The following is a 23,472-nucleotide window of genomic DNA, read 5'->3' as shown; positions in this document are numbered from 1 at the left end:
GTGAACTTACCTCGCGTGGACGCGGTGTTCGCGATCTACGGAAGTCCCGCACCCTTGCGCCGGACGCTGCCCGTGTAGTCCGCTGACCCGCATGGGGAAGAGGAGCATTGCCGTAATGACCGCCGCCCTTGTCGCGGGGTCCCTTCTGACCGGCGTACCGAACACCGGTGCGCAGGCCGCCGAGCATGGCGTCGACAGTTCGACGCCGCCGACCGGGTCGCCTCGCACGCCAGGAGTCGACCTCGACACTGTGACCATCCCTGAGTTACAGGCGCGCATGGCGCACGGTTCGCTGACCTCGTCGGAGCTGACCCGGGCCTACCTGCGGCGGATCGAGAACGTCGATCCCAAGATTCACTCGGTGCTCCGCACCAGTCCGACGGCCCTGCGCCAGGCGGCAGCCAGCGACGCCAGGCACCGGCGTGGCGAGACCCTTGGGCCGCTGGACGGCATCCCCGTCCTGCTCAAGGACAACGTGAACACCCGTGACATGCCGACGACGGCCGGGTCGCTCGCCCTCGCCGGGAGCCCGCCCGGCACCGACGCCACGCTGGTGACCCGGCTGCGCAAGGCGGGGGCGGTGATCCTCGGCAAGACCAACCTGTCCGAGTGGGCCAACTTCCGTGCGGCGAAGCCGACATCGGGGTGGTCGGCGGTGGGCGGGCAGACCAAGAACCCCTACGTCCTCGACCGGAATCCGTGCGGATCTTCCGCCGGATCGGGGGCCGCGCTCGCCGCGTCGTTGTCACAGGTGGCGATCGGCACCGAGACGGACGGCTCCATCGTGTGCCCGGCCGGTATGAACGGCGTCGTCGGCCACAAGCCCAGCCTCGGCCTGGTCAGCCAGTCGGGCGTGGTGCCGATCTCCGCCGAGCAGGACACGGCCGGGCCCATGGCGCGCAACGTGATCGACACCGCCCTCACGCTTTCGGTGCTGAGTGAGGGTGCGGGCCCGTCCGGCCTCCCGGCCGAGGAAGCGGCGGCCGACTACGGCACCTCCGACTACGGCACCAGCCTCCGCGGCAAGCGGATCGGCCTGTGGCGACTGCCCTCGCTCGGAGCCGACGTGAACGCGGTGATGACCCGTACGGCGAAGAAGCTGCGCAAGGCCGGAGCCGTGGTCGTCGAGGTGACACCCCCGTACCAGGCGCGGCTCGCCGAACTCGAATTCCCGGCGCTGCTCAGCGAGTTCCACCGGGACATCGACGCCTACCTCGGCACACGCGAAGGACCCCGGAACCTCGCCGAGCTGATCGAGTTCAACCGCGGCCACCCCGAGGAGCAGACCTGCTTCGCCGGCCAGGAGCTGTTCGAGCAGGCCCTCGCGGCGCCGCCCACCACCGATCCCAAGTACCGGGCGATGCGTGCCGAGTTGAAGGACCTCTCCCGGCGTTCCATCGACGAGACCATGGCCGCCCACGGGTTGGACGCCATCGCCGCGCCCACGAACCCGCCCGCCTGGACGACCGACTGCGCGCGCGGCGACAACGACGTCATCCCGTCCTCCACCCCCGCGGCCGTCGCCGGGTATCCGTCCCTCTCCGTGCCAGCCGGTTCTGTGAACGAACTGCCGGTCGGCCTGCTCCTGATGGCCGGTGACCACCAGGACGGCAAGCTCCTGTCGCTGGGGGCCGCGGTGGAGCATCGCCTGGAGGCCTGGCGAGCGCCGCGCTACCTGCCGACGGTCGGGGCGGCCGCGCCACGGTGAACAAGGACTGCGTGGCCAGGTCACCGGATTCCGGTGGCTCGGCTCTGGTCACCATGCGTTGATGACCGGCGCGTCGGGTTCGTGCTGCTGCCAGGCCCTGTTGAGGCGCGTGAGGCGGTCCGCGGCGGCGATGCCCTGCAGGTACGCGACCTTGCCGTCGCTGACTTCGAACGCCACGGCGCCCACGACCCGGTCGTCGACCACGGCGAGGACGGCCGGGGAGCCGTTGACCAGCACGATATGGATCGCGGGCGAGCCGCCGGCAAGGCGTCGCTTCGCCGCCGTGGGTTTGAAACCGGCCCGGACGTAGGAGGCGACCCGCTCGCGCGTCTTGTACCGCAACAGCCGCTTGGCCAGTCCTGCGCCGTCCGAGACCGCCGTCACGTCGTCGGTGAGCAGCGCCACCAGCCGTTCGGTGCGCCCGGACGTGGCGGCGGCGAGGAACTCCTCGACGACCCGGCGCGCGGACGCGGGGTCGGCCTCTCCGCCGCGGTGGCGCTCGGCGGCGACCCGGATCCGGGCCCGGTGGACATGCTGCTGGCTCGCGGACTCGGTGATGTCGAGGATCCCGGCGATCTCGGCGTGGCTGTACGAGAAGGCTTCACGCAGGACATAGACCGCCCGCTCGACCGGCGAGAGGCGTTCCAAGAGGGTCAGTACGGCCAAGGACACTGATTCGCGCTGCTCGAAGGTGTCGGCCGGGCCGAGCATCGGGTCGCCCTCGAGGAGCGGCTCGGGCAACCAGGCACCGGCCGCTCGCTCGTGCCGCACCTGCGCCGAGCGGAGCCGGTCGAGGCAGAGATTGGTGACGACCTTGGTCAGCCACGCCTCCGGCACCTCGACCTGTCCGCGCTCCGCGGCCTGCCAGCGCAGGAACGTGTCCTGCACGGCGTCCTCGGCATCGGCGGCCGAGCCGAGCAGACGGTAGGCGAGCGAGGCCAGCCGGCCCCGGCTGGCCTCGAACCGATCAATGGCTGCGCTGTCCATGCGCAGCAGCCTATGCGGCAACCCTCACACCGGCCCGGTCAGGTGCGGTGGCCAGGCGGCGCTTGCGCTTCGGCATGCCGAAGGTCGGGTGTGCGATGCCGAGCCAGGACCCATTGAGCACGCCCGCCTTGAGTCGCGCGGCGGAACGGCCGCCCAGGTACCAGGACTTCGACCCAGCGTCCCCGTCCACCATCTGGAAGATCGCGTCCCGCCGCCCGAGGCTGATGTGGTTGCCGTAGTACTTCAGCCCGACGGTCGGGACCTTGCTGCCTGTCAGGCGCGCGATGATCGCGGCGGTCGCCTGCATGTTGGTCAAGCCGGCCGAGGCGCAGGACATCGGCAGCGGCCGGCCGTTCTCGCCGATCGCGTAGACGGCGTCTCCGGCGGCGTAGACGTCCGGGTGCGAGACCGAGCGCATGGTGCGGTCGACGACGATCTGGCCGGTCTCGGCGACCTCCAGGCCGCTGGCGGCCGCGATGGGGTGCACGGCGAACCCGGCCGCCCACACGGTCACGTCGGCCGGGATGGACGACCCCGTGACGCTGTCGACGATCGCCCGTGTCGGCTCGACGGCTTCGATGCCGGTGTGCTCGTGGACGGTGATGCCGAGCCGGTCGAAGGCCTGGCGCAGGTGACGGCGGGCCTTCGGGGAGAGCCAGGTGCCCAACTCACCGCGGGCGGCGAGCGCGACCGAGAGGTCGGGCCGGGACTCGGCGAACTCGGTGGCGGTCTCGATGCCGGTCAGCCCTTCACCGACGACAAGGACGGTGCCGCCTCCACCCAGGCTCGCCAGGCGCTCGCGCAGACGCAGCGCCGAGGACCGGCCGGTCACATCGAAGGCGTACTCGGCCACGCCGGGGACGCCCTGGTGGGCTACGGAGCTGCCGAGCGCGTAGAGAAGCGTGTCGTACGCGAGCTCGCCGTCGCCGTCCTCGCCGGTCACGGCGACGGTCCTGCGGTCGGGGTCGACGCCGGTGACGCGCGCCAGGCGCAGCCGCACCGCGGTGCCCGCGAACACGTCGGCGAGCTTGCGGAACGCGAGGTCCTGGCCGATCGCGAGCTGGTGGAGCCGCATCCGCTCCACGAAGTCGGGCACGGCGTTGACGACGGTGATCTCGGTGTCGGCGGGGGAAAGCCGGCGGGCCAGGTTTCCGGCGGCGAAGGCCCCGGCGTATCCGGCGCCGAGTACGACGATGCGGTGCTTCATGGCGTTGCTCCTGTCTCGTTCGCGTGCCCTCTGAACGAGATGGCGCCCCGATTACTGACAGGAGCGTGGTGTGACGCCGGTCACGGGATCGGGGCGAGCGGCTGAGCCTCCGCCGGGGCACTTGGGCCTGCCCTCGGCAGGTCGAAAACCAGTGGAACAGCGCCTCTGTACGCCACTACCGTGCTGCCGGGCCAAGTCGTCTGGGTAAGGACGTGCCGTTGTACACCCTGTGAGACCTCCCGAGCGCTGATCTGTCGCGCGTCGCGCATGTGCGCCGCGCTCCTTTTTGCTGCGGACTTCTCACTGAAACCGGTGTACTTCTGTGCTCAATAGCTGGGTGGTCATGCCCACCTGCCTGCCTGCCGTTCTCCGCCGTTGCCACGCGTGCGCGTCCGAGCGCTTCCGGACGAGCGGCAAATTTCGCGTCAACGCGAACCACAAGCTCATCGACGCCTGGCTCCTCGCGCTCTGCACCACTTGCGGGGAGACCTCGAAGCTCACGGTCCTGGAGCGGATGAATGTGCGCTCCGTACGACCTGAGCTGCTGGACCGGCTGCATGACAACGACCCTGCCCTGGCAGCCGAGTTGCTCCAGGATCCGGTCGTGCGGCGGCGTAATCGCATCGCCATCGACTGGGACAACGCCTGGCGCCTCGACACCGGCGGATCGGATCACCTGGACAGCGAGGTGATCGACGTATCGGTCCGCTTCGCGGCACGGATCCCTGTCCGGCCGGTGCGACTGATCGCTGACGGTTGCGGTCTTTCGCGGGCCGAGGTCGAGCGACTGGTCACGGAGGGGAGGGTCGTTTCGGCGGTCCGGCTGAGCGGCAAGCTCTCCGGCGACTTCACCTTCACGCTCAAGCGCTGAGCCCCCCCTCGGAACCAGGGGTCTGTCCGGTCCGGCAAGACCCGCCGGTCAGACCCCTGGTCCCCCGCTGTTCTCCGTCTCCGTCACCGGCTCCGTCAGCGGCTCCGACGTCACAGGCCTACGACATGGCCAAAGCCGCGCCCGTCCACTCGGCGCGCAGCGCCTTCTTGTCCACCTTTCCGACCTTGGTCGTCGGCAGTTGGTGAAGGAGCACCGTCTTCCGGGGTGTGTACAGCTCTCCCAACTCGGCGGTCACCGCCGCGCCGACGGCGTCCGGGTCGACGTCAGCGTCATCGGCCGTGGCCAGGAAGATCTGTACGGCCTCCCCGTACTCCTCGTCCGGCACGCCGAGCGCCGCCGCGTTGCGCACACCGGGCAGCGTGAGCAGGAAGTCCTCCAGGACCCTGGAGTAGACGTTGTCGCTGGTGCTGCCGGTGACGATGATGTCCTTGGCCCGGTCGACGAGATAGAGGTACCCCTCGGCATCGAGATAGCCCATGTCCCCGGTGCGCAGCCAGCCGTCGTGCAGCGCCTCCGCGGTGCGCTCCGGGTCCTCGTAGTAGCCGAGCATCACCGTCTCGCCGCGGACACACACCTCGCCGACCTGCCTGACGGGCAGCGCCGCCGCGCTGTCTTCACCACGGATCTCGATCTCGGTGTCGGATATCGCGCGACCGCAGCTGCGCCAGAGCTCGGGCCGCCGTGCCCCCTCCGACGCGAGGTCCTCAGCGCCGAACGCGGCGATACCGAGCGCCTCCGACTGCCCGTAACCCTGACTGAGCACCGGCCCGAAGACCTCGACCGCCTGCTGCAGCCGGCTGGGCGACGAGGCCGCGCCGCCGACGACGATCCGCCGCAGCGCGGGGAGAGCGCCCGGCACGCACTCCGGGTGGTCGAGAAGCGCGTACAGCATCGGCGGCACGAACATCGTGGCGGTGATCCGCTCCTCGCTCAGCACCGCAAGGGCCGCGCCCGCCTCGAACTCGGGCAGCACGACGAGGGCGGACCCTGTCACCAGCGCCTGGATCGAGGTGAGGTGGCCGCTGCCGTGGGTGAGCAGCGTGGCGGCGAGCACCCGGTCCGTGCCCGGGTCCATGGTCGGGAAGAACGACGAGCCGGAGTCCTGCGGGTCGTCCGCCACCAGGCCCACCAGCGTGTCGTAGAGCCGGTGGCTGTGCGCGGCGAGCTTCGGTCGGCCGAGGGTGCCGCCCGTGTAGAGAACGGTGACGGCTTCGTCCCCTTCCGGGGCGGGCACGCCGTCGGGGCGCACCGCCGGGCATTCGGCCGCCAGGGCCAGCAGGTCCGTGCACTCCTGCTCGCAGGGCCCGAGGCTGAGCAGCTCAGGGGCGTGGATGCTGCGGCCTGCCGCGTCGGCGGCCCGCCGGGCGAAGAGCGGGTCGGTGACCACGGCGCGCGCCCGGGACTGCTCGACCAGCGCGGCGAGCTCGCCGGGCCCCGGCTCGGGCGGCAGGAACACGACGCGGCAGCCGATGAGATGGACCGCGAGCTGCACCAGCACGGAGTCCACACGGTTGGCCAGGAACAGCCCTACTCCGTCGCCGGGTTCGAGCCCCTGCCGCCGCAGCGCGTGCCCCAACCGGAACAGCCGCCGCCGAGCCTCCCCCCGGGTCAGCCGCTGCGCACCCTGGACGAGCGCCTCGGCGTCCTCGTCCTTGTGCCAGTGCTCCAAGATGCGGTCCAGGTACGTCCGCGGCTCGGATGTTTGCTGCGCGTTAATGATCATGGACACATGCAAACATGCCGCTCAGGAACCGTGTCCTCACAGGGGGCAACTTCGGCCATCAGCCCGCGGAGTACCATGCCCCGGCCCGGGAGGGCAGCTCGACTCTAGGACTGGCGCCGTACGTACAGGCGGTTGCCCTTCGGGCCGGTCCACTCCATGCGCACGACACCGGCCACCGCGGCATCGTCGGCGCGGGACGGGTCCGCCCAGTAACCGTGGGCCGGGTTGCGGAAGAAGGTCGCCCACAAGCCGCCGTCGCGGTCCTTGAAGAAGTTGTTGTGCCCGGCGCCCACCCCCGCGGTCCAACGCTCGGAGTACGGCCCTTCGAAACGGTCCGCGACGGCGACGACCGCGTCGTACTGGTACTGCGTCCGGCCGGTGCCCGGCGGGTCGTAGGCGTGGCGGGTGCTGCCGTCGGCATTGGCCGAAGTACGGTCCCACGCGGCGTGCAGCAGGTAGTACTTGCCGCCGTGCTTGAAGACGTAGGCGCCCTCTAGGTACGGCTCGGGCTTGTACGGCGTCTGTTGGAACGCCGGGAGGTTCGTCGTCGGGACGATGTCCTCCATGTCCTCGCGGAACTTGGCGTAGACGTGATTGTGCAGCACCAGCCACGCGTCGGCGCCCTCCGTGTAGAGGCTGCCGTCGATGTGGTGGTACGCGCCGGGTTTGATGAACGACGGCCCACCGATGAACGAGTCGCCGAAGGGCTTGTCGAGATTGCCCTCGACGAGGCGGTACGGGCCCGCGACCCCGCCCTCGCTCACCAGCAGGAACGAGCCGACCTTCCGCGAGTGGTCGCCCATGCACGCGACGAGGTACCACTTGCCGCGGTAGTGGTGCAGCTCGGGCGCCCACACCTCACCGCGCTTGCCGAACTCGTCGTCGTACCAGTACTCCTGCCACGGGGCGACGACCGTGCGGCCGGGGCGGTTCTCCCCGACGAACTCGGGCGACCACACCTTTCCGCGCTCGGCGCCGGGACGGATGCCGGTGGTGTCGGCCAGCCGCCATGGGCCGTGCAGGGACCGTGCCGTCCATACGAAGAGGCCGTCGTTCCAGGGGGCGGCCGCCGTGAGGCCGGGCACGCGGGTGGTACCGGTGGCGACGTAGAGCGGATGGCCGTTGACGACGAAGCAGTTGACGTAGGTGTCGCGCATCCAGATGCGCCCCAACTCCTTGTCGCGGGGACGGAGTTCGAGAGGCAGGACAAAGGAGTTGTCCTCCCGCGGCCACAAGTCCTTGCGGGTGTCCGCGAGGCCGTACGGCTCGAGGGTGGGCCAGTTCGACGGGTGACGCCTTGTCGGGCTCCCCTTCGCTGGCAGTGCCTGTGCGGCGGCGGTGGGCAGTGCCGCCACTCCCATGGAGCCGGCCAGGCCGGCCAGCACGGACCGTCGGCCGAGATGCGTCTCGTTCACGGGTTTGGTCATCAGTCTGTCTCCCTAGTCGTGAGGGCGCTGCGTGCTGTCGGACTCGAAGGCGGAGAGGGTCGTGTCGTAGTCCGTCTCCACGTCGTACATCGGCGTCATCCAGTGGTAGAAGTTGTCGCCGCGCTCGCGGAGCAGGTCGTAGAGACGCCGGGTCAGGGCCGTGCGTATCCCCCGCATTTCGGGGTGGTCATGGCGGTTGTGCAGCTCGTGGGGGTCGGCGTCGAGGTCGTACAGCTCGTTGCGGGACTCGGGGTTGATCACGAGTTTGTGGCTTCTGGTGCGCAACATCCGCTGCGGGTACGGGAAGTGGTGGCCGTGGAACTCGGCGAGGTGGTGCTCGTCCCACTGCGGGTGCTCGCCGCGCACGAGGGGCAGCAGGCTGCGGCTGTCCACGGCCGGCTCGGTCTTGCTGTTCGCCAGGTCGAGGATGGTTGCGGTGCAGTCGGTGAGGGAGACGAACTCCTTACGCACCTGACCCTGCGGGGCGCCGGGGACCTTCAGGAGCCCGGGGATGCGGTAGATGTCCTCGTACATCGCGGGGCCCTTGTCGTGCAGCCGGTGGGCGCCGGTGAACTCGCCGTGGTCGGCGGTGAAGAAGACCGCTGTCCGGTCGTCCAGGCCCAACTCCCGCATGGCGTCGAGGATTCGGCCGATCTGCTCGTCGATGAGCGTGACGTAGCCCCAGTAGACGGCGATCAGCTTCCGGGACTCCTGCGGCGTCATGGTGTCGAAGGCCCACAGCTTGCTGTAGTTGTGCTGGACCGTCGGTTTCTCCGCGAAGGTCTCGCACACCGAGGCGGGTAGTTCGACCAGGTCGGGGTCGTACATGTCGTAGTAGGCGTCCGGGAGGATGTACGGCAGGTGCGGGCCGAAGAAGTGCGTGGCCAGGAAGAACGGCGCCCCGTCACCATGGCCCTCCTGCGCGGCGAAGCGGTGGAGCATCTCGATGGTGCGCGTGGCGAGGTAGTACTCGAAGGTGGCTTCGACCGGCTGGTGGAGGCGGGCGGCAAGGAGGTTTCCGGGACTGCCGTTGGGCGTGGTGCCCCGCACCGGATCCGAGATGCGGTACGGGGGCAGGCCGTTCTCCGCGAGGTAGGCGAGGTAGTCGGGGTGGTCCACGGGGTTGTGCCAGCCGGCCAGGTCGGGGCCCTCGAAGCCGTAGTCCGCGGCGGTGCGCCGCACGCCGCCGTGCCACTTGCCGACGAGCCCCAAGTTGTAGCCCTCGGCCTGCAGTTGCTCGGAGAAGGTGAACTGGTCGTCGGAGAGGTCCTCGAGATAGCCGACGTTGCGCTCGTAGTTGGCAAGCAGCTTGTGCCGGAACGGGGCCGCCCCGGTGAGCAGGCTGGCGCGCGCCGGGGTGCAGATCGCGGTGGGGGTGTAGAAGCTGTCGAACCGTGTGCCATCGGCCGCGAGCCGGTCGACGTTCGGGGTGTGCGTGTGCGGGTTGCCGTACGCGCCCAGGGTGTCCACCCGGTGCTGATCGGTCATCAGGAAGAGCATGTTGTGGCGCACGGAGGGCCTTTCGGGTCGGTCGGTCCGGCTCTCGGGTTGCCGTGCGACGCATGCTCCGACCCGGCACTCATTTAAGTCAAGAGTGCGTACTTAAATCACGCGGAGGTGCCCAACGAAGGGCGTGTGCCCATCGTCGTGCGCCGGCGAGAAGTCACGAGCTGGGCTTCCAGGCCCGCTATGGCGTTCTCATGAATAATTTGTTTCGACTCATTGACGAAAATACTCCGTGCTCACATGCTGTCCTGCATGCACGAACATGACGGTCCGCTGACGCGGCTCCGACGCAGCCATGAGCAAGCAGTCCTCGAGCTGCTCCGCAAGCACGGTCCGCTGAGCCGCGCCGAGTTGGGCGCCCGCAGCGGTCTTTCCCGGACCACGCTCCACGACATCGTCGCCGGGCTTGTGGGCAATGGCTCCGTGGTCGCCGGCACACCGCATGTCGAGGTGCGCAAGCGCGGCCGACCGGTGGAGAAGCTCAGCCTCAACCCGGCAGCAGGCGAGGCGGTCGGCATCGACTTCGCCCGCCGTGCCGTGCACGTCGCGGCGGTCAACTTCGCCCATGAGGTGATCGGTTCGGCGAGCGAGGCGCATGCCGCGGACCTGTCCTGGCCCGAGCGGATCGACATCGCGGGCCGTCTTCTCGCTACGTTGGCCACCGGTTCGTCCGTCGGTTCGGCGGACGGCGGCCCACGCGGCGCGGCGGGCGCCCTCCACCTCGACGCGCTCAGCGCGATCGGCGTCGGCGTGGTCGGACCGATCACCGAACCCGGCAGCGAGAACGCTCATGCGCAGGGCATCGACGGCCTGCCGGACCTGCTGCGCAAGCAGTTCGGTGTGCCGGTGCTCCTGGACAACAACACCCGGCTCGCGGCGCTCGCCGAAGCGGTATGGGGTGCGGCGGCGGACAGCAGCGACGTGCTCTACCTGCGGTTGTCGCACGGCGTCGGCGGCGGCCTTGTCGTGGGCGGCGCGCTGCACCGCGGCCGCAACGGCCTGTCCGGCGAGTTCGGACACATCACCGTGGACCCGGCAGGCAGACCGTGCGACTGCGGCGGAACCGGCTGTCTGGAGACCCGTGCCTCGCTCGACGCGGTCCTGTACCGCTACCGCGAAGCCGGTGGCCGGGCCGACGACCTCGCCGGGCTCCTGGACGCCGCCGCTGCCGGAGAATCAGCCGCCCTGGGCGTCCTTGAGCGCGTCGGCAACGACGTCGGCGGGGTCCTTGCCGCGGTCTGTCATGCCGTCGGCCCGGGCGTCATCGTCGTCGGCGGTGAGCTGGCAGAGGCCGGCCCCACCCTGCTCGAACCGATCGAACGGGCCCTGCGGCAGCAACTGATGCCGATGGCCCGCCAGCACGTGGACGTACGGCACGCGACGCTCGGCGAGGCCGGCAGCGCGCTGGGCGGCATCGCCCTCGTTCTCCACGAATCCCCCTTGCTCTCCCACTACCCACGGCCCGTCCCCGAGGAGAACGCGTGAAGCCACCAGCGAGGAACCCATGGCTGTGATCACTCCCGTCGAGAAGGCCGCCGCCGATGGACGGCAGCAGCAACCGCGCCGCTCCCGGCACCGGCCCCTGGTCCTCAACGCCGTCGCCGTGGCGGCAGGCATCGCCGTGTGGGGCGTCGTGGCCGCCCTGGGCCTGGTCGAGAACCTGCCCACGCCGACGGCGGTGGCGCAGAAGGCCGGCACCATGATCTCCGACGGCACCCTGGCGTCCGATACCTTCGCCAGCCTGCGCCGGGTCTTCCTCGGCTACGCCATCGGCGTGGCCGCTGCCGTGCCGGTCGGCTTCCTCATGGGCTGGTATCCCACCGTGCGCGCCTTGGTCGAGCCGTACATCCAGTTCTTCCGCACCATCCCGCCGCTCGCGCTCATTCCGCTCGCGGTCGTGCTCCTCGGGATCGGTGAGGTGCCGAAGATCGCCGTGATCTTCCTGGCCTCGTTCATGGCCTGCGTCCTCTCCTCCTTCCAGGGTGTCATCGACGTGGACAAGACACTGATCAACGCGGCCCGGGTGCTCGGCGCCTCGGACCGGACCATCTTCGCCAAGGTGGTCGTCCCCGCCTCCACCCCCTTCATCCTCGTCGGCATGCGGATCGGCCTAGGGGCGTCCTGGGCCACCGTGGTCGCCGCCGAACTCATCGGCGCGCAGGAGGGGTTGGGCTACCGGATGCAGAAGGCGTCCACCTGGTTCGAAATGGACACGATCTTCGTGTCCCTGATCACGATCGGTGTGCTCGGGCTCATCATGGACCGGCTACTGCTGCTGGCCGAGCGACGCCTCACCGGCTGGCAGGAGCGACGATGAACAGCAAGATCTCTTTCCGCGACGTGGTGAAGACCTTCCCGCTGAAGGGGGCGACCTTCACCGCCCTCGACGGGGTGAGCCTGGACATCGCGGACCAGGAGTTCGTCACCGTCGTGGGCCCCTCCGGCTGCGGCAAGTCCACCCTGCTGAGCATGGCCGCAGGGCTGCAGGAGCCGGACTCGGGCCGCGTCCTGGTCGACGGCACGCCGGTGTCGGGACCCGGGCCCGACCGCGGGGTCATCTTCCAGCAGTACGCCCTGTTCCCCTGGCTGACCGTGCGGCAGAACGTGGAGTTCGGGCTCAGGCTCGCCTCCGTACCCACTGCGGAGCGACGCCGGCGCACCGATCAGGCCATCGGCCTCGTCGGCCTGAGCGACTTCGCCGATGCCCTGCCCAAGACACTGTCCGGCGGGATGAAACAGCGCTGCGCCATCGCCCGCGCGTACGCGGTCGATCCCCAAGTGCTGCTGATGGACGAGCCGTTCGGCGCACTCGACGCCCTGACCCGGGTGCAGCTGCAGGACCAGCTGCTCGGGACCTGGAGCCAGGAGAAGCGCACCGTGCTGTTCATCACCCACGACGTGGACGAGGCCGTCTACCTCGCGAGCCGGGTCGTCGTCATGGCCGCCAAGCCCGGCCGCATCCACCGCGTCATCGACGTGGATCTGCCCTACCCCCGCACCGAGGAGATCCGGCTCTCGCCCGAGTTCCGGCACATTCGCAACGAGGTGTGGACCTCCGTGTACCACCAGGAAGCAGCGCCGCCCCGGGCCGCCTGACAGGCCATCACCCAAGCCCTCGCCGTCGCCCTCGCCCCGGGCACTTCGCACGACCACCCGCGCATCGCTCCGAGAGGACATCCCAGCATGCCCAGAAGCACGAACAGGCACGCCGTCACGGCGCTGCCCGTCGCGTTCATGCTCTCGCTCTCCCTCAGCGCCTGCTCCGGCAGTGCTTCCGAGGACAACAGCACGGTCCGGTTCGGTTACATCGGTGACTACAACGGTGCCAGCCTGCTTGCGATCGCCGAGAAGCAGGGGCTGTGGAAGAAGGCGGGCCTGACCGCGCAGGTGAAGCCGTTCAACAACGGTCCGGTGCAGATCCAGGCACTCAGCGCGGGCGACCTCGACTACGGCTACATCGGTCCCGGCGCGATGTGGCTGCCTGCCTCCGGCAAGGCCAAGGTCGTCGCCATCAACACCCTGACGTACGCCGACCGGGTCATCGGTCAGCCCGGCATGGGGTCCATGAAGGACCTCAAGGGCAAGCGAGTCGGCGTACCCGAGGGCACCTCCGGCGACATGGTCCTCAACATCGCCTTGGAGAAGGCCGGGATGACCGCGAAGGACATCGACAAGGTCAACATGGACCCGTCCACCATCGTCTCCGCCTTCTCGTCCGGAAGGATCGACGGGGCCGGCTTCTTCTACCCCGCCATCGACACCATCAAGGAGAAGGTCCCGGGACTTGAGGAGATAGCCAGCACCAAGGACACCGGGGACGCCTTCCCCACCGCGTTCGTCGCCGGCAACAGGGTGCCCGAGGAGAAGAACAGCAAGGTCATCAAGGTGCTGCAGCAAGCCAACGACTGGCGCAAGCAACACCCCGAGGAGACCGTCACGCTCACCGCCAAGATGCTCCAGGTGACTGAGGCCCAGGCCAAGGCCGACGCCTCTCACGTCGAGACCCTCTCCACCAAGGATCTGGCCGCGAAGACCAAGAGCGGCGAGGTGAACGAGTGGCTGAAGAAGCTGGGCGATTTCTTCGTCCGCAACGAGCAGCTGGACGACAACGCGGACCCCAATGAGTACTACACGGGCGACCTCTACCGGCAGGCGTACGGCAAGTAGCCCTCGACCACGGGCCGGAGAACAGCCTCCCCCAGCCAATGACGACATCCGCAGGACAGCCATGAGCGGCATCGCCGACATCGCAGGACACGGCACGCAACCGAACAAGAAGAGCTGCTGCGCCCCCTCCCGCGCGCAGCCGGGCCCGAACGCGCAGGCACGCGATACCCCCAACACGCCCGAAGGAGGCGTTCGTTCCACCACGGCCGCGCGCCGCCCTCCGCACGCCGAGTACGCGGAGTACGCGGAGTACGCGGAGTACGCGGAGTACGCGGAGTACGCGGAGTACGCGGAGTACGCGGAGTACGCGGAGTACGCGGAGTACGCGGAGTACGCGGACCGCATCACCCTCCCCGGGAAGACCTTCCGCATGGGCAGCGAGGACGCGGACGCGAACCCCGGTGACGGCGAAGGGCCCGTCCGCGATGTATCGGTCTCGCCCTTCGCCATAGACGCCTACGCGGTCACCAACGCCCGCTTCGCGGCCTTCGTCGAGCAGACCGGCTATCTCACCGAGGCGGAGGAGTTCGGCTGGAGCTACGTGTTCGCGAAGTTCCTGCCGGGTCCCCTGCGCAAGACGTCACCACGCCCGCCGGAAACCCCCTGGTGGTGCGGCGTCCAAGGCGCCGCCTGGAGCAGACCGGAAGGGCCGGGCAGCCAACTGGACGGCCGCTGGGACCATCCCGTGATCCACGTGACGTGGCGAGACGCGACCGCCTTCTGCCGGTGGGCCGGCGGGCGACTGCCCACCGAGACTGAATGGGAGTACGCCGCACGCGGGGGCCTGGACCAGGCCCGCTACCCCTGGGGCGACGAACTCACGCCGGGCGGGGAGCACCGCTGCAACATCTGGCAGGGCACCTTCCCGTTCCGCAATGACGAAGCCGATGGCTTCGCCGGCACCGCTCCCGTGCACGTCTTCGTCCCCAATGGATTCGGCCTCTACAACGTCGCGGGAAATGTCTGGGAGTGGTCCTCCGACCGCTGGCAGGACCACGATCCCAACCGTCGCGCGATGCGAGGCGGCTCCTACCTCTGCCACGACTCGTACTGCAACCGGTATCGCGTCGCCGCCCGCACCGCGAACACGATCGACAGCTCCGCGGGCAACCTTGGCTTTCGTATGGCCTGGGACATCGGATCTGGTGAGACCCGCTCGGGGGCGATTCCTATGGCGTGCCGGGAAGCCGGACCGTGACGAGGAGACCGCCCGCGGGGCGGGGGGCGAGGGCGAGGGTTCCCTCGTGGGCGCGGACGATGCTCTTCACGATGGCGAGGCCGAGGCCGACGCCGACGTGCTCGTCGGTGCGCACGCGTTCCGTTCCCCGCGTGAAGGGTTCGGTCAGGGTCGATACCAACTCCGGTGGGAGCGGGTGGCCCGTGTTCTCCACCCGCAGCACACTCGTGTCGCCGTGCGCCTCGGTGTGGACCGTCACGGTGCCACCGGCGGGGAGGTTGTGGACGACGGCATTCTGGACGAGGTTCGTCACCATCCGCAGCAGGAGCTCCGCGGAGCCACTGGTCCGGGCCGCAACGCCGGTGACGTCGAGCGTGATCCGGTGCTGCTCGGCGAGGGGAAGCAGCGTTTCGGCGGCTTCTTCGGCGATGAGGGAGAGGTCGACGCTCTCGCGGGTGAAGTTTCCGCGGTCGCCGCGGCTGAGCAGCAGGAGGGCTTCGGTGAGGTCGATCGCCCGCGTATTGACAGCGTGCAGGCGCTCGATGAGTTCGCCCCGGTCCCGCGTGGGGTCCTTGCGGGCGACGTCGAGGAGCGTCCGCGAGATCGCCAGCGGGGTGCGCAGTTCGTGGGAGGCGTTCGCGGCGAACCTCTGCTGTTCGGCGACCTGGGACTCGAGTTGTTCGAGCATCGAGTCGAACGCGTCGGAGAGTTCACTGAACTCGTCCTGACGGCCCTGCATGCGGATCCGGTGGGACAGCGCGCCGTCCCCGGCCATCCGTGCCGCATCCGCGACCTGTGTGAGTGGTGAGAGCATCCGGCCGGCGAGAATCCACCCTCCCACGAGGCCGAACACCAGCAGGAACGCCAACACTGCGGCTGCCCTCGGAGCGAAAACGCGCAGGAGGACGGACCGGATGGGGAAGACGCCATCAGTCATGGGGGCGCCGGTGGATCCGGGAATGATCAGCGCACGCTCGGGGACATAACGCAGGAGGAACACCCACACCGCAGCGAGCAGCAGGACGCCGGCAAGCATGAGGAAGCCGGCGTAGCTGAGGGTGAGCTTGAAGCGAACACTCAATCCAGGCGCTCTACCCACGGTCTCCTCCCTCACGTCCGGTGCCGGGTGCTGACTCGATGCGGTAGCCGACGCCTGGCACCGTGGCGATGATCCATGGTTCGCCGAGCCGTTTGCGCAGTGCGGAGACGGTGATGCGTACGGCGTTGGTGAGGGGGTCGGCGTTCTCGTCCCAGGCCCGTTCCAGCAGCTCTTCGGCGCTGACGACTCCGCCCTCCGCGGCGACGAGGACTTCCAGCACGGCGAACTGTTTGCGGGTGAGCGCCACATACCGTCCGTCGCGGAAGACCTCCCTGCGGAAGGGGTCGAGCCGCAGGCCCGCGATCTCGTGGACCGGGGGCCGGGCGTACGCGCGTCTTCGGTCGAGCGCCCTCAGCCGCAGGACGAGCTCCCGCAGCTCGAACGGTTTGGTGAGGTAGTCGTCGGCGCCGAGCTCGAACCCGGAAGCCTTGTCGTCGATGCGGTCGGCAGCGGTGAGCATGAGGATCGGGATGCCGCTGCCGGAGGCGACGATGCGCCGGGCGACCTCGTCGCCGGACGGGCCGGGGATGTCGCGGTCGAGGACCGCGAGGTCGTAGGAGTTGACGCTGAGCAGTTCCAGGGCGGAGTCTCCGTCACCGGCGATGTCGGCGGCGATCGCCTCAAGGCGTAGACCGTCACGGACGGCTTCGGCGAGGTAGGGCTCGTCCTCCACGATCAGTACGCGCATGTCTGCAGCCTAAGCAGCACACCATATCGCCGGCGTATGCAAAGACCGTCGTACGCAAAGACGTGTCCGCTGTACGGGCGCCCGCTAGAAGGTGTAGCGCGTGTGGCTGAACACCTGGCCGTCGTGCCCGAAGCCGTACGCCGTGCCGGGTGCCACCGCGAACAGCAGGTCTTTGCCCTCGCGGATGCTGTCGCCGAAGCCGTGGAACGTCCCCTCCGGCGAGGTGATGTGGTCCCCGTACTGCGCCTCGAACGCGGCGATGACCTCGGCCTGCCGCGCCGGATCCGTCACCCGCTCAGCCGTGCCCTCGATCACGAGGTCGAGGCCATCGGAGAGTGAGTTGTTCCCTGTGGTGAGTGCGCAGTGGGCATTGCCGGCCAGGTTCTTCGCCTTCTGCTCACCCGGCCCGGTGCTGAAGTGCAGCGCCCCGTCGTGCCAGGCGGCGATCAGCGGCGTGACGTGCAGCCGGCCGTCCGGCCGGACCGTGGTGATCCAGAAGATCTCGGCGGCCCGCAGCCGGCGCTGGGCCTCGGCCCAGTCGGTGGCGGTGACGTTCTCCGCGCCCGGGCGCGGGTTGAGCGCGGCGCTGTAGCGGGCGTCGAGCTCGGTCTTGGGCTGCTTCGGCGTCATGCGGAACTCCCTTCCCTCGTCTTGTACGAAGGCTACGCAGCTCTTGCACGAAGGCTGCGCAGCCTTGCCCGGCGGCGCGGCCGTCCGGGGCGGCGACCAGGAAGTGTCGGCACTCGGTTGAGGCCCCCGAGGTCAGGCTGCTCGCTGAGCGCTATGGGATCATGCGTGCGGCGGTTGACACGCCACGCAAGTCCTTGGAGCTGATCGAAGGGAAGTCGGGGAAGCGATGAACTCCGCTGAGGAACTCGCCCGGTTCAGGTCGAGCTGCGGCGGCGGCTCGGGCGGCAACCGCCTCGCCACAGCACGATGACCAATCCGCTGGCCTGGATCGCCGAGCTGCACATGGCGCACAGCCTGACCCTGGTCCAGGGCCTGACCGGCCACGATGTGCTCGTACGCATCGGTGGTGAGCCGGAGAGCATCCGGCAGCCGGACGACGCGGACGAGGTCGGGGCGCTGCGCGACGAGGCTCTGGAGAACTACTGGGACTTCGGCGCGCTGCACGGCGGCGTGGCCGGGGACTGGGCCTTCGCCTTCGAGCCGGCGAGCACCTGGGCCTTCGACGACGAACGTCTCGCGGCCGCATCGCGCGGCACCCGGCTGATCGGCTGCTACAACGGCGACTCGCTGGGCTTCGTCGAGCACTGGGTGGACGGGACGCTGATCACCAAGTTCGACACGCGGCAACCCGAACTCCGGCACGAGCAGCGGGGCGAGGACCCCGACCGGCTCGTGCCGGAGATGGGCCGGGCAGGATTCTTCGACCCGGAGAGCGGCCTTTCGCCGAACCTGCGTGCCCTGGCGCTGCTGCACGACTACACCGGGGTCACCTTGGGCCCGCACGAGGTCACCTTCGGCCTGATGGCCAGGATTCCGGCGTACGACGAGTGAGGAGGGGAGGGGAGAGGCAGGACGGCTGCTCCCCTCCCCGTACAGCCGGTCAGCCGACGCTGATCCAGAACTTCTCGCCGTCGATGACCCGTTGCTTCTGGTAGAAGCCGCTCAGCGAGCCACCGACCGAGCCGTTCTGCCGGTTGGGCACGTGCCCGATGGTGCACTCACTGGCCGGGGTCACGTTGCTGACGTAGTAGATGGTCCACTGACCCTTGCGCTTGCCGCTGGTCTCCTTGTGGGGGCGGATCTCCGCGCAGTCCTTGCCCGCCAGCTTCCGCTGCCCGCCGCTCTGCCGCGTCTTGGCGAACGGGTACTCGTCGCAGCTGTCGTCGGGGACCTGTGGGTCGGCCTTGAAGGTGCCGTCGTGACAGATCTTGTTGCGGTTGGCGTCCGACTTGTCCTCGTCGGCGAGGCGGGTCAGCGGCTTGCCCCGGCCCTGCCAGCCCCAGTGGCCCTTGAGGTTCCGCATCGACCAGGCGACGTTGGCCTGTCCGGCGTTGCGCAGCGGCAGCTTCATCGTCGGCACCGCCTGGGGGAACACGCAGCCGACGTTCTTGCCGCTCGGGTACCGGGAGTCACCGAAGGTCCGGTCGCACCTGATCTTCATGGGAGGCGCGAACCAGGCCGGGGAGATGAGGACTTGGCCCGCGCCGAGGATGGTCACGGTGTTCTTCACGCCGAAGCTCTGGACCGGGGCGGCCCCCTTCCACACATGGCTGGTGGCGCCGTCGAGGACCCGGCCCTTGCTGATCGGCACCGACCCGGACCACGCACGGTCGGCCGCGCACGCGCCGCCCGCGCAAGCGGTCTTCCACGACGCCCGCAGCCCCTTGGCCGATCCCGATGCGGCGTCGAGCCGCAGCGTGTTCTCGGTGTGCCACAGCCCCTCCTTGATGGAGGCCTTGCCGTTGTGCTCCTTGGGGTCGAGCTGGATCTCCTGCGTCGCCGTGAACACGGCCCTGCCGGTCGTCCGCTTCGTCTTGAGGTCGATCACGGTGTACGTGAGCGACACCCGGCCGCAGGCGTCCGTGCGTGTGTAGAACCAGCGGCCCGGCTGGGCCCGGCACTGGCGGCCCGCCTGGGACTCGATCTCGGAGGCCGTCTTCACCTCGGGCTCGGGCAGCTTCGCGCTGTCCCAGCAGCCGATGCTGTCGAGCCCCTTCTTCAGGAACCCTTCGAGCGCCGCCTTGACCTTCTTGCAGCCCTGCTCGAACTCGAACTTGACCGCGCCGCCCTCTTGGGCCTTCGGCGCCGCACCGGCGGCCTGGACGACCTGCCCGCTGCGGGCCTTCGCCCCGGCGTCCTGCGCGCCCTTGTCCTCCTGCCCGCCGCCATCGGGCCCGCAGGCCACGGCACCGGCCAGTACGGCGACCGACATCGCCGTCGCCAGCACCGGCCGCACGGCCTTCCCGACCAACATCCGCGCGGACTTCCTTGCAGCCGATCTCACGGCTCCCCCTCATCATGAGCACGCCAAAGAAGTGATCATGATGCCACGCCCACTGCCACACCCGGGCTGGGGCTCGGGCTCGGGCCGGGGGCTCGGGCTGGGAACGCCGAATCCCCGGACGCCGTGATCTACGTGCATCACCATGGCAGCACGATCCATTGCCACCACGGCGGCTGCTCACCCGGAACACCTCGTGGGTGAGCGAGAAAAGGGGAGAACGTGAGTGAGAGCCAGCACCCGTCAAACGTGTCGGCCAGGCTGAACACCGGGGTCGCGCACAACGCACGAGTGTGGAATCACTGGATCGGCGGGAAAGACAACTACGAGATCGACCAGCAGGTCGGTGACCAGGTCTCCACGATGTTCCCAGTGATCCGGGACGTGGCCCGCGCCGACCGCCACTTCCTCCACCGCGCGGTCCGATTCCTGACCGCCGACCGCGGAGTGCGGCAGTTCCTGGACATCGGCACCGGACTGCCGACCCTGGACAACACCCACGAGATCGCCCAACGGATCGCACCCGAGGCCCGGACCGTCTACGTCGACAACGACCCCATCGTGCTCGTCCACGCCCGCAGCCTGCTGACCGGCACCCCCCAGGGAGCCACCGACTACATCGACGCCGACGTCCACCACCCGAACAGCGTCATGGAGGGCGCATCGGCAACCCTCGACCTCGACCGGCCCGTCGCGGTCATGATGCTGGGCATCCTCAACTTCGTCCTCGACACAGGCGAGGCACAGGACATCGTGCGCCGGATCATGGCCTCGGTTCCCTCCGGCAGCTATCTCGCCCTGACACACCCCACCACCGACACCGATCTCGGCGGCGAGGGCAACGTCGAGGCCATGAAGTTCTGGAACGAGAACGCCACCCCGCCGATCACCGCCCGCAGCCGCGCGGAGATCGAGTCCTTCTTCGACGGCCTGAACCTTGTCAGCCCCGGCCTCGTGTCATGCGTGCAGTGGCACGCCGAGCCCAACTCCGGTTCCGTACTCCCGCAGTTCGGCGCAGTCGCATTGAAGCCCTGACCAAAGGCCCCGTCGACGGCCGGGGCGCCGCCCTGCTGGTGCTCATCCCTCGCTACCCGCTCCCGGCGGTGGCCGCCGCACTGGCGGCAGGCGCGCTACTGGCCCTGCACGTCTGGTCCAACCCCACCGGCTTCGTACCGGCGTCACTGCTGCGTACCCGCGCGTTCGAGCGCGGGCCAGGCGACGCTCGCGGTCTACGCGACCGCGGCCACACCAATGCTCTGCTGAGCCCAGGCCGACCTCTTTCGGCGCCCCGCGGACTTGGATGTGTGGGACAGCGGTCCGCGGGACACCCGGTGCTCCGATGGCTCACGTTCCCCCAGGTCGTACGCAGTGATCGGTGTCAGGCGTTCGCGCCTCCGCGAGGTGCGGAGCAAGCTGGAGAGAGCGGATCCCAGGAAGGAAGAGCGCAGATGGGTGAGACCCCGCAGGACCCCACGACGAAGCATCCGCAGCCTGAGTTCGCTCAGCAGGACCAGGAACCGCCGGGCTGGACCGGCCCGATGGACCCGCCACCCGACCACGGCGAGGAGTCCTACCAGGGAAGCGGGCTCCTGCAGGATCGAGCAGCGGTCGTGACCGGCGGTGATTCCGGCATCGGCCGGGCCGTCGCTCTCGCCTACGCACGGGAGGGCGCGGACGTCCTGTTCACCTACCTGCCCACGGAGGCGGAGGACGCCCGGGAGACGGCCCGCCTCGTCGAGAAGGCAGGGCGCCGCGGTCTGGCCGTGCCGTGCGACATCCGGGAAGAGGAGCAGTGCCGCCGTCTGGTCGAGCGAGCCGTGACGGAATTCGGGCGCATCGATGTGCTGGTGAACAACGCGGCGTACCAAATGTCCCAGCCTCAGGGCATCGCGGAGATTCCCACGGAGCAGTTCGACCGCGTCGTACGCACGAATCTGTACGGCATGTTCTGGCTGTGCAAGATGGCCGTGCCGCACATCCCCGCGGGCGGGTCCATCATCAACACCACCTCGGTACAGGCGTACAAACCAAGCCCTCACCTGCTCGACTACGCCATGACCAAGGGCGCCATCGTCACCTTCACCCAGGGCCTCGCCCAGATGCTGGTCGCCAACGGAATCCGCGTCAACGCCGTTGCTCCGGGACCGGTGTGGACGCCGCTGATCCCAGCCACGCTGCCGGACACCAAGGAGTTCGGCAAGCAGGCGCCGATGGGCCGGCCGGCTCAGCCCGCGGAGATGGCCCCCGCGTACGTGTTCCTGGCGTCGGAGCACGCGAGCTTCATCACCGCGGAGATCATGAACGCCACCGGAGGCACACCGCTCCCCTGACCCGTCGGGCGCCGCGGTGGCCAAGGAAGGTGGCGAGTGGCGGCATCAGGACGTGGCTTGGTGCCGCCGAGCCCCTCGGAGGGCATCGAGCAGCTCTTGCCGATTCATGGCGGAGCGGCCCGGGACCGAGGCGTCCGCGGCGCGTTGGTAGAGCTCGGCCTTGGTCAAGGAGTCGAGCGACGGACCTCGCGTCTTCCCTTTCCGCTTCCCGGCACCGGCACCGTTACTGGCACCGGCAGACCGGCGCTTGGCGGCGGCATCACTGATCTGCGTCGGGGGCCGAGCACTGCTGTCGCCACGCTTCTTGCCGCCTCCGCCCGATGGCTTCTTCGCCCGGTCCACGCTCGCCCTCAGAGCGTCCATGAGGTCGACGACATTGGTGGACTTGGCCGGGGGTTCCGCTTTCTCGACCGACTCCCCCTTGCGCCTGGCCTCGATGAGAGCGGCCACCTGCTCCTGGTAGGTGTCGTGGAAGTCTTCGGGCTTCCACTCGATACGCAGTGTGTCCACGAGCTGACGTGCCATCTTCAGCTCACGGCCGGTGACCTTCGTCTTTCCCGGCAGGTTGTCGATCTCTTTGCGCGGGTCAGGGATCTCGTCGGCCCAATGCAGGGTGTGCAGCGTGAGGAGCCCGGCCTCGGCCTTCACCGCGACCAGATACTGATGATTGCGCATCACGAACGTAGCGACCCCAGCTCTGCCCGCCTCGGCAAGAGCCTTCTCGAGCAGGGCATAGACCTTGGTGTACTCCTTGCCCTTCGGACCGAGGTAGTACGTCTTGTCGAAGAAGATCGGCTCGATGTCGTCCAGATCGACGAACCCCGTGATCTCCAGAGCCTTGGAGCGGCCCGGGGCGATGTCCTCAAGCTCGTCAGGCTCGATCAGGACATACTCGTCACCGGCATCGAAGGCCTTGACGATCTCGTCGAGAGGGACTTCTTCGCCGGTGCGTTCATTCACCCGTCTGTTGCGCACCCGGTCGGACGTGCCGCGCTGCAGCTGGTGGAAGCGCACGGTATGGCTGTCCGTCGCGGTGAACATCTGGACGGGCAGAGACACGAGACCAAAGGTCAACGATCCGCTCCACACTGGACGCGCCATGTCTGTGTCACCCCTATCCGACTCCGCTCCGGTCCTGGGCGAGCGCTGACTACATGTGCGGCTGGTTGTAGTAGCGGGCGAACTGCTCCAGGTAGCTGGGCTCGCTGCCGTACTTGGCCTCGTCGAATTCCGGGGCGGCTTTGATCTGGTCCTTCGTCCGATTCACGTGGACCTTCTTCTCGGCCGTGTCGATGCGCTTGATGGTCCCCGCGGGCAGCAGGACGTGCTTGCCGAAGATCCAGACCCCGGTGTCGACAACCAAGTGAGCCGAGCCGACGTCTTCGGAGTGCTTGTCGATCTTCCCGATGTGGCCGTCGGTGGCCTCGACCTTGTAGCCGGTGAGGTCGACCCCCTGCTCGTACCCCGAGGTGGGGTGGTAGCCCCAGATGTCTTCGCTCACGGAACTTCCTCTCTCGCGTCTGACGGGCACGGTGACAGAAATCCACCAGTTTGGGCTGAACGTACGTCCGGCGATGAAAGGCTGCCACC

General features: G+C 69.0%; 21 protein-coding genes. 10 read left to right on the top strand and 11 right to left on the bottom strand.

The features are described 5' to 3' along the window. Positions 1 to 115 precede the first annotated feature (115 nt). Positions 116 to 1,708, top strand: a complete 1,593-nt coding sequence (locus ABD378_RS26745) for an amidase (protein WP_386542799.1) — start codon at positions 116 to 118, stop codon at positions 1,706 to 1,708. Between the two features lie 48 nt (positions 1,709 to 1,756). On the opposite strand, the gene ABD378_RS26740 is transcribed toward ABD378_RS26745, so the two are convergent. Both ABD378_RS26740 and ABD378_RS26735 read right to left on the bottom strand, forming a co-directional pair. Next, entirely contained in the window at positions 1,757 to 2,695 is a 939-nt protein-coding gene (locus ABD378_RS26740) for a sigma-70 family RNA polymerase sigma factor (protein WP_344524603.1), read from the bottom strand. Positions 2,696 to 2,705: 10 nt separating this feature from the next. Beyond that, positions 2,706 to 3,902 carry an NAD(P)/FAD-dependent oxidoreductase gene (locus ABD378_RS26735; RefSeq protein WP_344524601.1) on the bottom strand — a complete coding sequence of 399 codons (1,197 nt, stop codon included), beginning with the start codon at positions 3,900 to 3,902 and terminating at the stop codon, positions 2,706 to 2,708. Between the two features lie 322 nt (positions 3,903 to 4,224). Between ABD378_RS26735 and ABD378_RS26730 the strand changes: the two genes are divergently transcribed. Then, the gene (locus ABD378_RS26730) at positions 4,225 to 4,773 is read left to right on the top strand and encodes a DUF1062 domain-containing protein (protein ID WP_344524599.1); all 549 of its coding nucleotides are present in this window, start codon (positions 4,225 to 4,227) and stop codon (positions 4,771 to 4,773) included. Between the two features lie 118 nt (positions 4,774 to 4,891). On the opposite strand, the gene ABD378_RS26725 is transcribed toward ABD378_RS26730, so the two are convergent. The 3 genes from ABD378_RS26725 to ABD378_RS26715 form a co-directional block, all read right to left on the bottom strand. Then, positions 4,892 to 6,517 (bottom strand): class I adenylate-forming enzyme family protein, encoded by a 1,626-nt coding sequence (locus ABD378_RS26725; RefSeq protein WP_344524597.1) that lies wholly within the window; start codon positions 6,515 to 6,517, stop codon positions 4,892 to 4,894. Between the two features lie 104 nt (positions 6,518 to 6,621). Next, complete coding sequence (locus tag ABD378_RS26720; protein WP_344524595.1) at positions 6,622 to 7,944, bottom strand: family 43 glycosylhydrolase; 1,323 nt, start codon at positions 7,942 to 7,944, stop codon at positions 6,622 to 6,624. 12 nt (positions 7,945 to 7,956) lie between these two features. Next, entirely contained in the window at positions 7,957 to 9,444 is a 1,488-nt protein-coding gene (locus tag ABD378_RS26715) for a sulfatase family protein (protein ID WP_344524633.1), read from the bottom strand. A gap of 246 nt (positions 9,445 to 9,690) precedes the next feature. Between ABD378_RS26715 and ABD378_RS26710 the strand changes: the two genes are divergently transcribed. The 5 genes from ABD378_RS26710 to ABD378_RS26690 all read left to right on the top strand — a co-directional run bounded on the left by ABD378_RS26710 (position 9,691) and on the right by ABD378_RS26690 (position 14,815). After that, positions 9,691 to 10,935: an ROK family transcriptional regulator gene (locus ABD378_RS26710; protein ID WP_344524593.1), complete on the top strand. Its 1,245-nt coding sequence runs from the start codon at positions 9,691 to 9,693 to the stop codon at positions 10,933 to 10,935. Positions 10,936 to 10,954: 19 nt separating this feature from the next. After that, entirely contained in the window at positions 10,955 to 11,767 is an 813-nt protein-coding gene (locus ABD378_RS26705; RefSeq protein WP_344524591.1) for an ABC transporter permease, read from the top strand. Continuing rightward, positions 11,764 to 12,546: an ABC transporter ATP-binding protein gene (locus ABD378_RS26700; RefSeq protein WP_344524589.1), complete on the top strand. Its 783-nt coding sequence runs from the start codon at positions 11,764 to 11,766 to the stop codon at positions 12,544 to 12,546. The genes ABD378_RS26705 and ABD378_RS26700 overlap by 4 nt, the downstream gene beginning before the upstream one ends. An 87-nt stretch (positions 12,547 to 12,633) precedes the next feature. Beyond that, positions 12,634 to 13,617, top strand: a complete 984-nt coding sequence (locus tag ABD378_RS26695; protein WP_344524587.1) for an aliphatic sulfonate ABC transporter substrate-binding protein — start codon at positions 12,634 to 12,636, stop codon at positions 13,615 to 13,617. A gap of 61 nt (positions 13,618 to 13,678) precedes the next feature. Then, entirely contained in the window at positions 13,679 to 14,815 is a 1,137-nt protein-coding gene (locus ABD378_RS26690; RefSeq protein ID WP_344524585.1) for a formylglycine-generating enzyme family protein, read from the top strand. Here the strand turns inward: ABD378_RS26690 and ABD378_RS26685 are convergent. The 3 genes from ABD378_RS26685 to ABD378_RS26675 form a co-directional block, all read right to left on the bottom strand. After that, a complete protein-coding gene (locus tag ABD378_RS26685) occupies positions 14,787 to 15,893 on the bottom strand; it encodes a sensor histidine kinase (protein ID WP_344524583.1) in 1,107 nt (368 codons plus the stop codon). The two genes, ABD378_RS26690 and ABD378_RS26685, sit on opposite strands and share 29 nt — an antisense overlap. Further along, positions 15,886 to 16,581, bottom strand: coding sequence for a response regulator transcription factor (locus tag ABD378_RS26680; RefSeq protein ID WP_344524581.1), 696 nt, complete (start codon positions 16,579 to 16,581; stop codon positions 15,886 to 15,888). Before ABD378_RS26680 ends, ABD378_RS26685 begins: the two co-directional genes overlap by 8 nt. Before the next feature lie 84 nt (positions 16,582 to 16,665). Continuing rightward, positions 16,666 to 17,211 (bottom strand): pyridoxamine 5'-phosphate oxidase family protein, encoded by a 546-nt coding sequence (locus ABD378_RS26675; protein WP_344524579.1) that lies wholly within the window; start codon positions 17,209 to 17,211, stop codon positions 16,666 to 16,668. A gap of 306 nt (positions 17,212 to 17,517) precedes the next feature. On the opposite strand from ABD378_RS26675, the gene ABD378_RS26670 reads away from it, so the two are divergent. Continuing rightward, positions 17,518 to 18,102, top strand: a complete 585-nt coding sequence (locus ABD378_RS26670; protein WP_344524577.1) for a DUF6461 domain-containing protein — start codon at positions 17,518 to 17,520, stop codon at positions 18,100 to 18,102. A gap of 49 nt (positions 18,103 to 18,151) precedes the next feature. Here ABD378_RS26670 and ABD378_RS26665 read toward each other — a convergent pair whose 3' ends face one another. Then, positions 18,152 to 19,525 (bottom strand): NucA/NucB deoxyribonuclease domain-containing protein, encoded by a 1,374-nt coding sequence (locus ABD378_RS26665; RefSeq protein WP_344524575.1) that lies wholly within the window; start codon positions 19,523 to 19,525, stop codon positions 18,152 to 18,154. Between the two features lie 249 nt (positions 19,526 to 19,774). Between ABD378_RS26665 and ABD378_RS26660 the strand changes: the two genes are divergently transcribed. Together ABD378_RS26660 and ABD378_RS26655 are read left to right on the top strand one after the other, a co-directional pair. Further along, positions 19,775 to 20,587 carry an SAM-dependent methyltransferase gene (locus ABD378_RS26660; protein WP_344524572.1) on the top strand — a complete coding sequence of 271 codons (813 nt, stop codon included), beginning with the start codon at positions 19,775 to 19,777 and terminating at the stop codon, positions 20,585 to 20,587. Positions 20,588 to 21,000: 413 nt separating this feature from the next. Further along, entirely contained in the window at positions 21,001 to 21,882 is an 882-nt protein-coding gene (locus ABD378_RS26655) for an SDR family oxidoreductase (protein WP_344524570.1), read from the top strand. A 45-nt stretch (positions 21,883 to 21,927) separates the two neighbouring features. Here ABD378_RS26655 and ku read toward each other — a convergent pair whose 3' ends face one another. Both ku and ABD378_RS26645 read right to left on the bottom strand, forming a co-directional pair. Next, a complete protein-coding gene (gene ku, locus ABD378_RS26650; RefSeq protein ID WP_344524568.1) occupies positions 21,928 to 22,983 on the bottom strand; it encodes a non-homologous end joining protein Ku in 1,056 nt (351 codons plus the stop codon). A 49-nt stretch (positions 22,984 to 23,032) separates the two neighbouring features. Further along, positions 23,033 to 23,383: a PRC-barrel domain-containing protein gene (locus ABD378_RS26645; RefSeq protein ID WP_344524566.1), complete on the bottom strand. Its 351-nt coding sequence runs from the start codon at positions 23,381 to 23,383 to the stop codon at positions 23,033 to 23,035. Positions 23,384 to 23,472: the final 89 nt, after the last annotated feature.

Origin of the sequence: Streptomyces rectiviolaceus, from assembly GCF_039533825.1 — a bacterium.
Classification (GTDB): Bacteria; Actinomycetota; Actinomycetes; order Streptomycetales; family Streptomycetaceae; genus Streptomyces; species Streptomyces rectiviolaceus.
This window is presented reverse-complemented; position numbering and strand designations above follow the sequence as displayed.

What these genes read in the sequence shown, in the direction of transcription:
- ABD378_RS26745 (WP_386542799.1), top strand. Translation starts at nt 116, where the DNA reads ATGACCGCCGCCCTTGTCGCGGGGTCCCTTCTGACCGGCGTACCGAAC.
- ABD378_RS26740 (WP_344524603.1), bottom strand. Translation starts at nt 2,695, where the DNA reads ATGGACAGCGCAGCCATTGATCGGTTCGAGGCCAGCCGGGGCCGGCTG.
- ABD378_RS26735 (WP_344524601.1), bottom strand. Translation starts at nt 3,902, where the DNA reads ATGAAGCACCGCATCGTCGTACTCGGCGCCGGATACGCCGGGGCCTTC.
- ABD378_RS26725 (WP_344524597.1), bottom strand. Translation starts at nt 6,517, where the DNA reads ATGATCATTAACGCGCAGCAAACATCCGAGCCGCGGACGTACCTGGAC.
- ABD378_RS26720 (WP_344524595.1), bottom strand. Translation starts at nt 7,944, where the DNA reads ATGACCAAACCCGTGAACGAGACGCATCTCGGCCGACGGTCCGTGCTG.
- ABD378_RS26715 (WP_344524633.1), bottom strand. Translation starts at nt 9,444, where the DNA reads ATGCTCTTCCTGATGACCGATCAGCACCGGGTGGACACCCTGGGCGCG.
- ABD378_RS26710 (WP_344524593.1), top strand. Translation starts at nt 9,691, where the DNA reads ATGCTGTCCTGCATGCACGAACATGACGGTCCGCTGACGCGGCTCCGA.
- ABD378_RS26705 (WP_344524591.1), top strand. Translation starts at nt 10,955, where the DNA reads ATGGCTGTGATCACTCCCGTCGAGAAGGCCGCCGCCGATGGACGGCAG.
- ABD378_RS26700 (WP_344524589.1), top strand. Translation starts at nt 11,764, where the DNA reads ATGAACAGCAAGATCTCTTTCCGCGACGTGGTGAAGACCTTCCCGCTG.
- ABD378_RS26695 (WP_344524587.1), top strand. Translation starts at nt 12,634, where the DNA reads ATGCCCAGAAGCACGAACAGGCACGCCGTCACGGCGCTGCCCGTCGCG.
- ABD378_RS26690 (WP_344524585.1), top strand. Translation starts at nt 13,679, where the DNA reads ATGAGCGGCATCGCCGACATCGCAGGACACGGCACGCAACCGAACAAG.
- ABD378_RS26680 (WP_344524581.1), bottom strand. Translation starts at nt 16,581, where the DNA reads ATGCGCGTACTGATCGTGGAGGACGAGCCCTACCTCGCCGAAGCCGTC.
- ABD378_RS26675 (WP_344524579.1), bottom strand. Translation starts at nt 17,211, where the DNA reads ATGACGCCGAAGCAGCCCAAGACCGAGCTCGACGCCCGCTACAGCGCC.
- ABD378_RS26670 (WP_344524577.1), top strand. Translation starts at nt 17,518, where the DNA reads ATGACCAATCCGCTGGCCTGGATCGCCGAGCTGCACATGGCGCACAGC.
- ABD378_RS26665 (WP_344524575.1), bottom strand. Translation starts at nt 19,525, where the DNA reads ATGTTGGTCGGGAAGGCCGTGCGGCCGGTGCTGGCGACGGCGATGTCG.
- ABD378_RS26655 (WP_344524570.1), top strand. Translation starts at nt 21,001, where the DNA reads ATGGGTGAGACCCCGCAGGACCCCACGACGAAGCATCCGCAGCCTGAG.
- ku (WP_344524568.1), bottom strand. Translation starts at nt 22,983, where the DNA reads ATGGCGCGTCCAGTGTGGAGCGGATCGTTGACCTTTGGTCTCGTGTCT.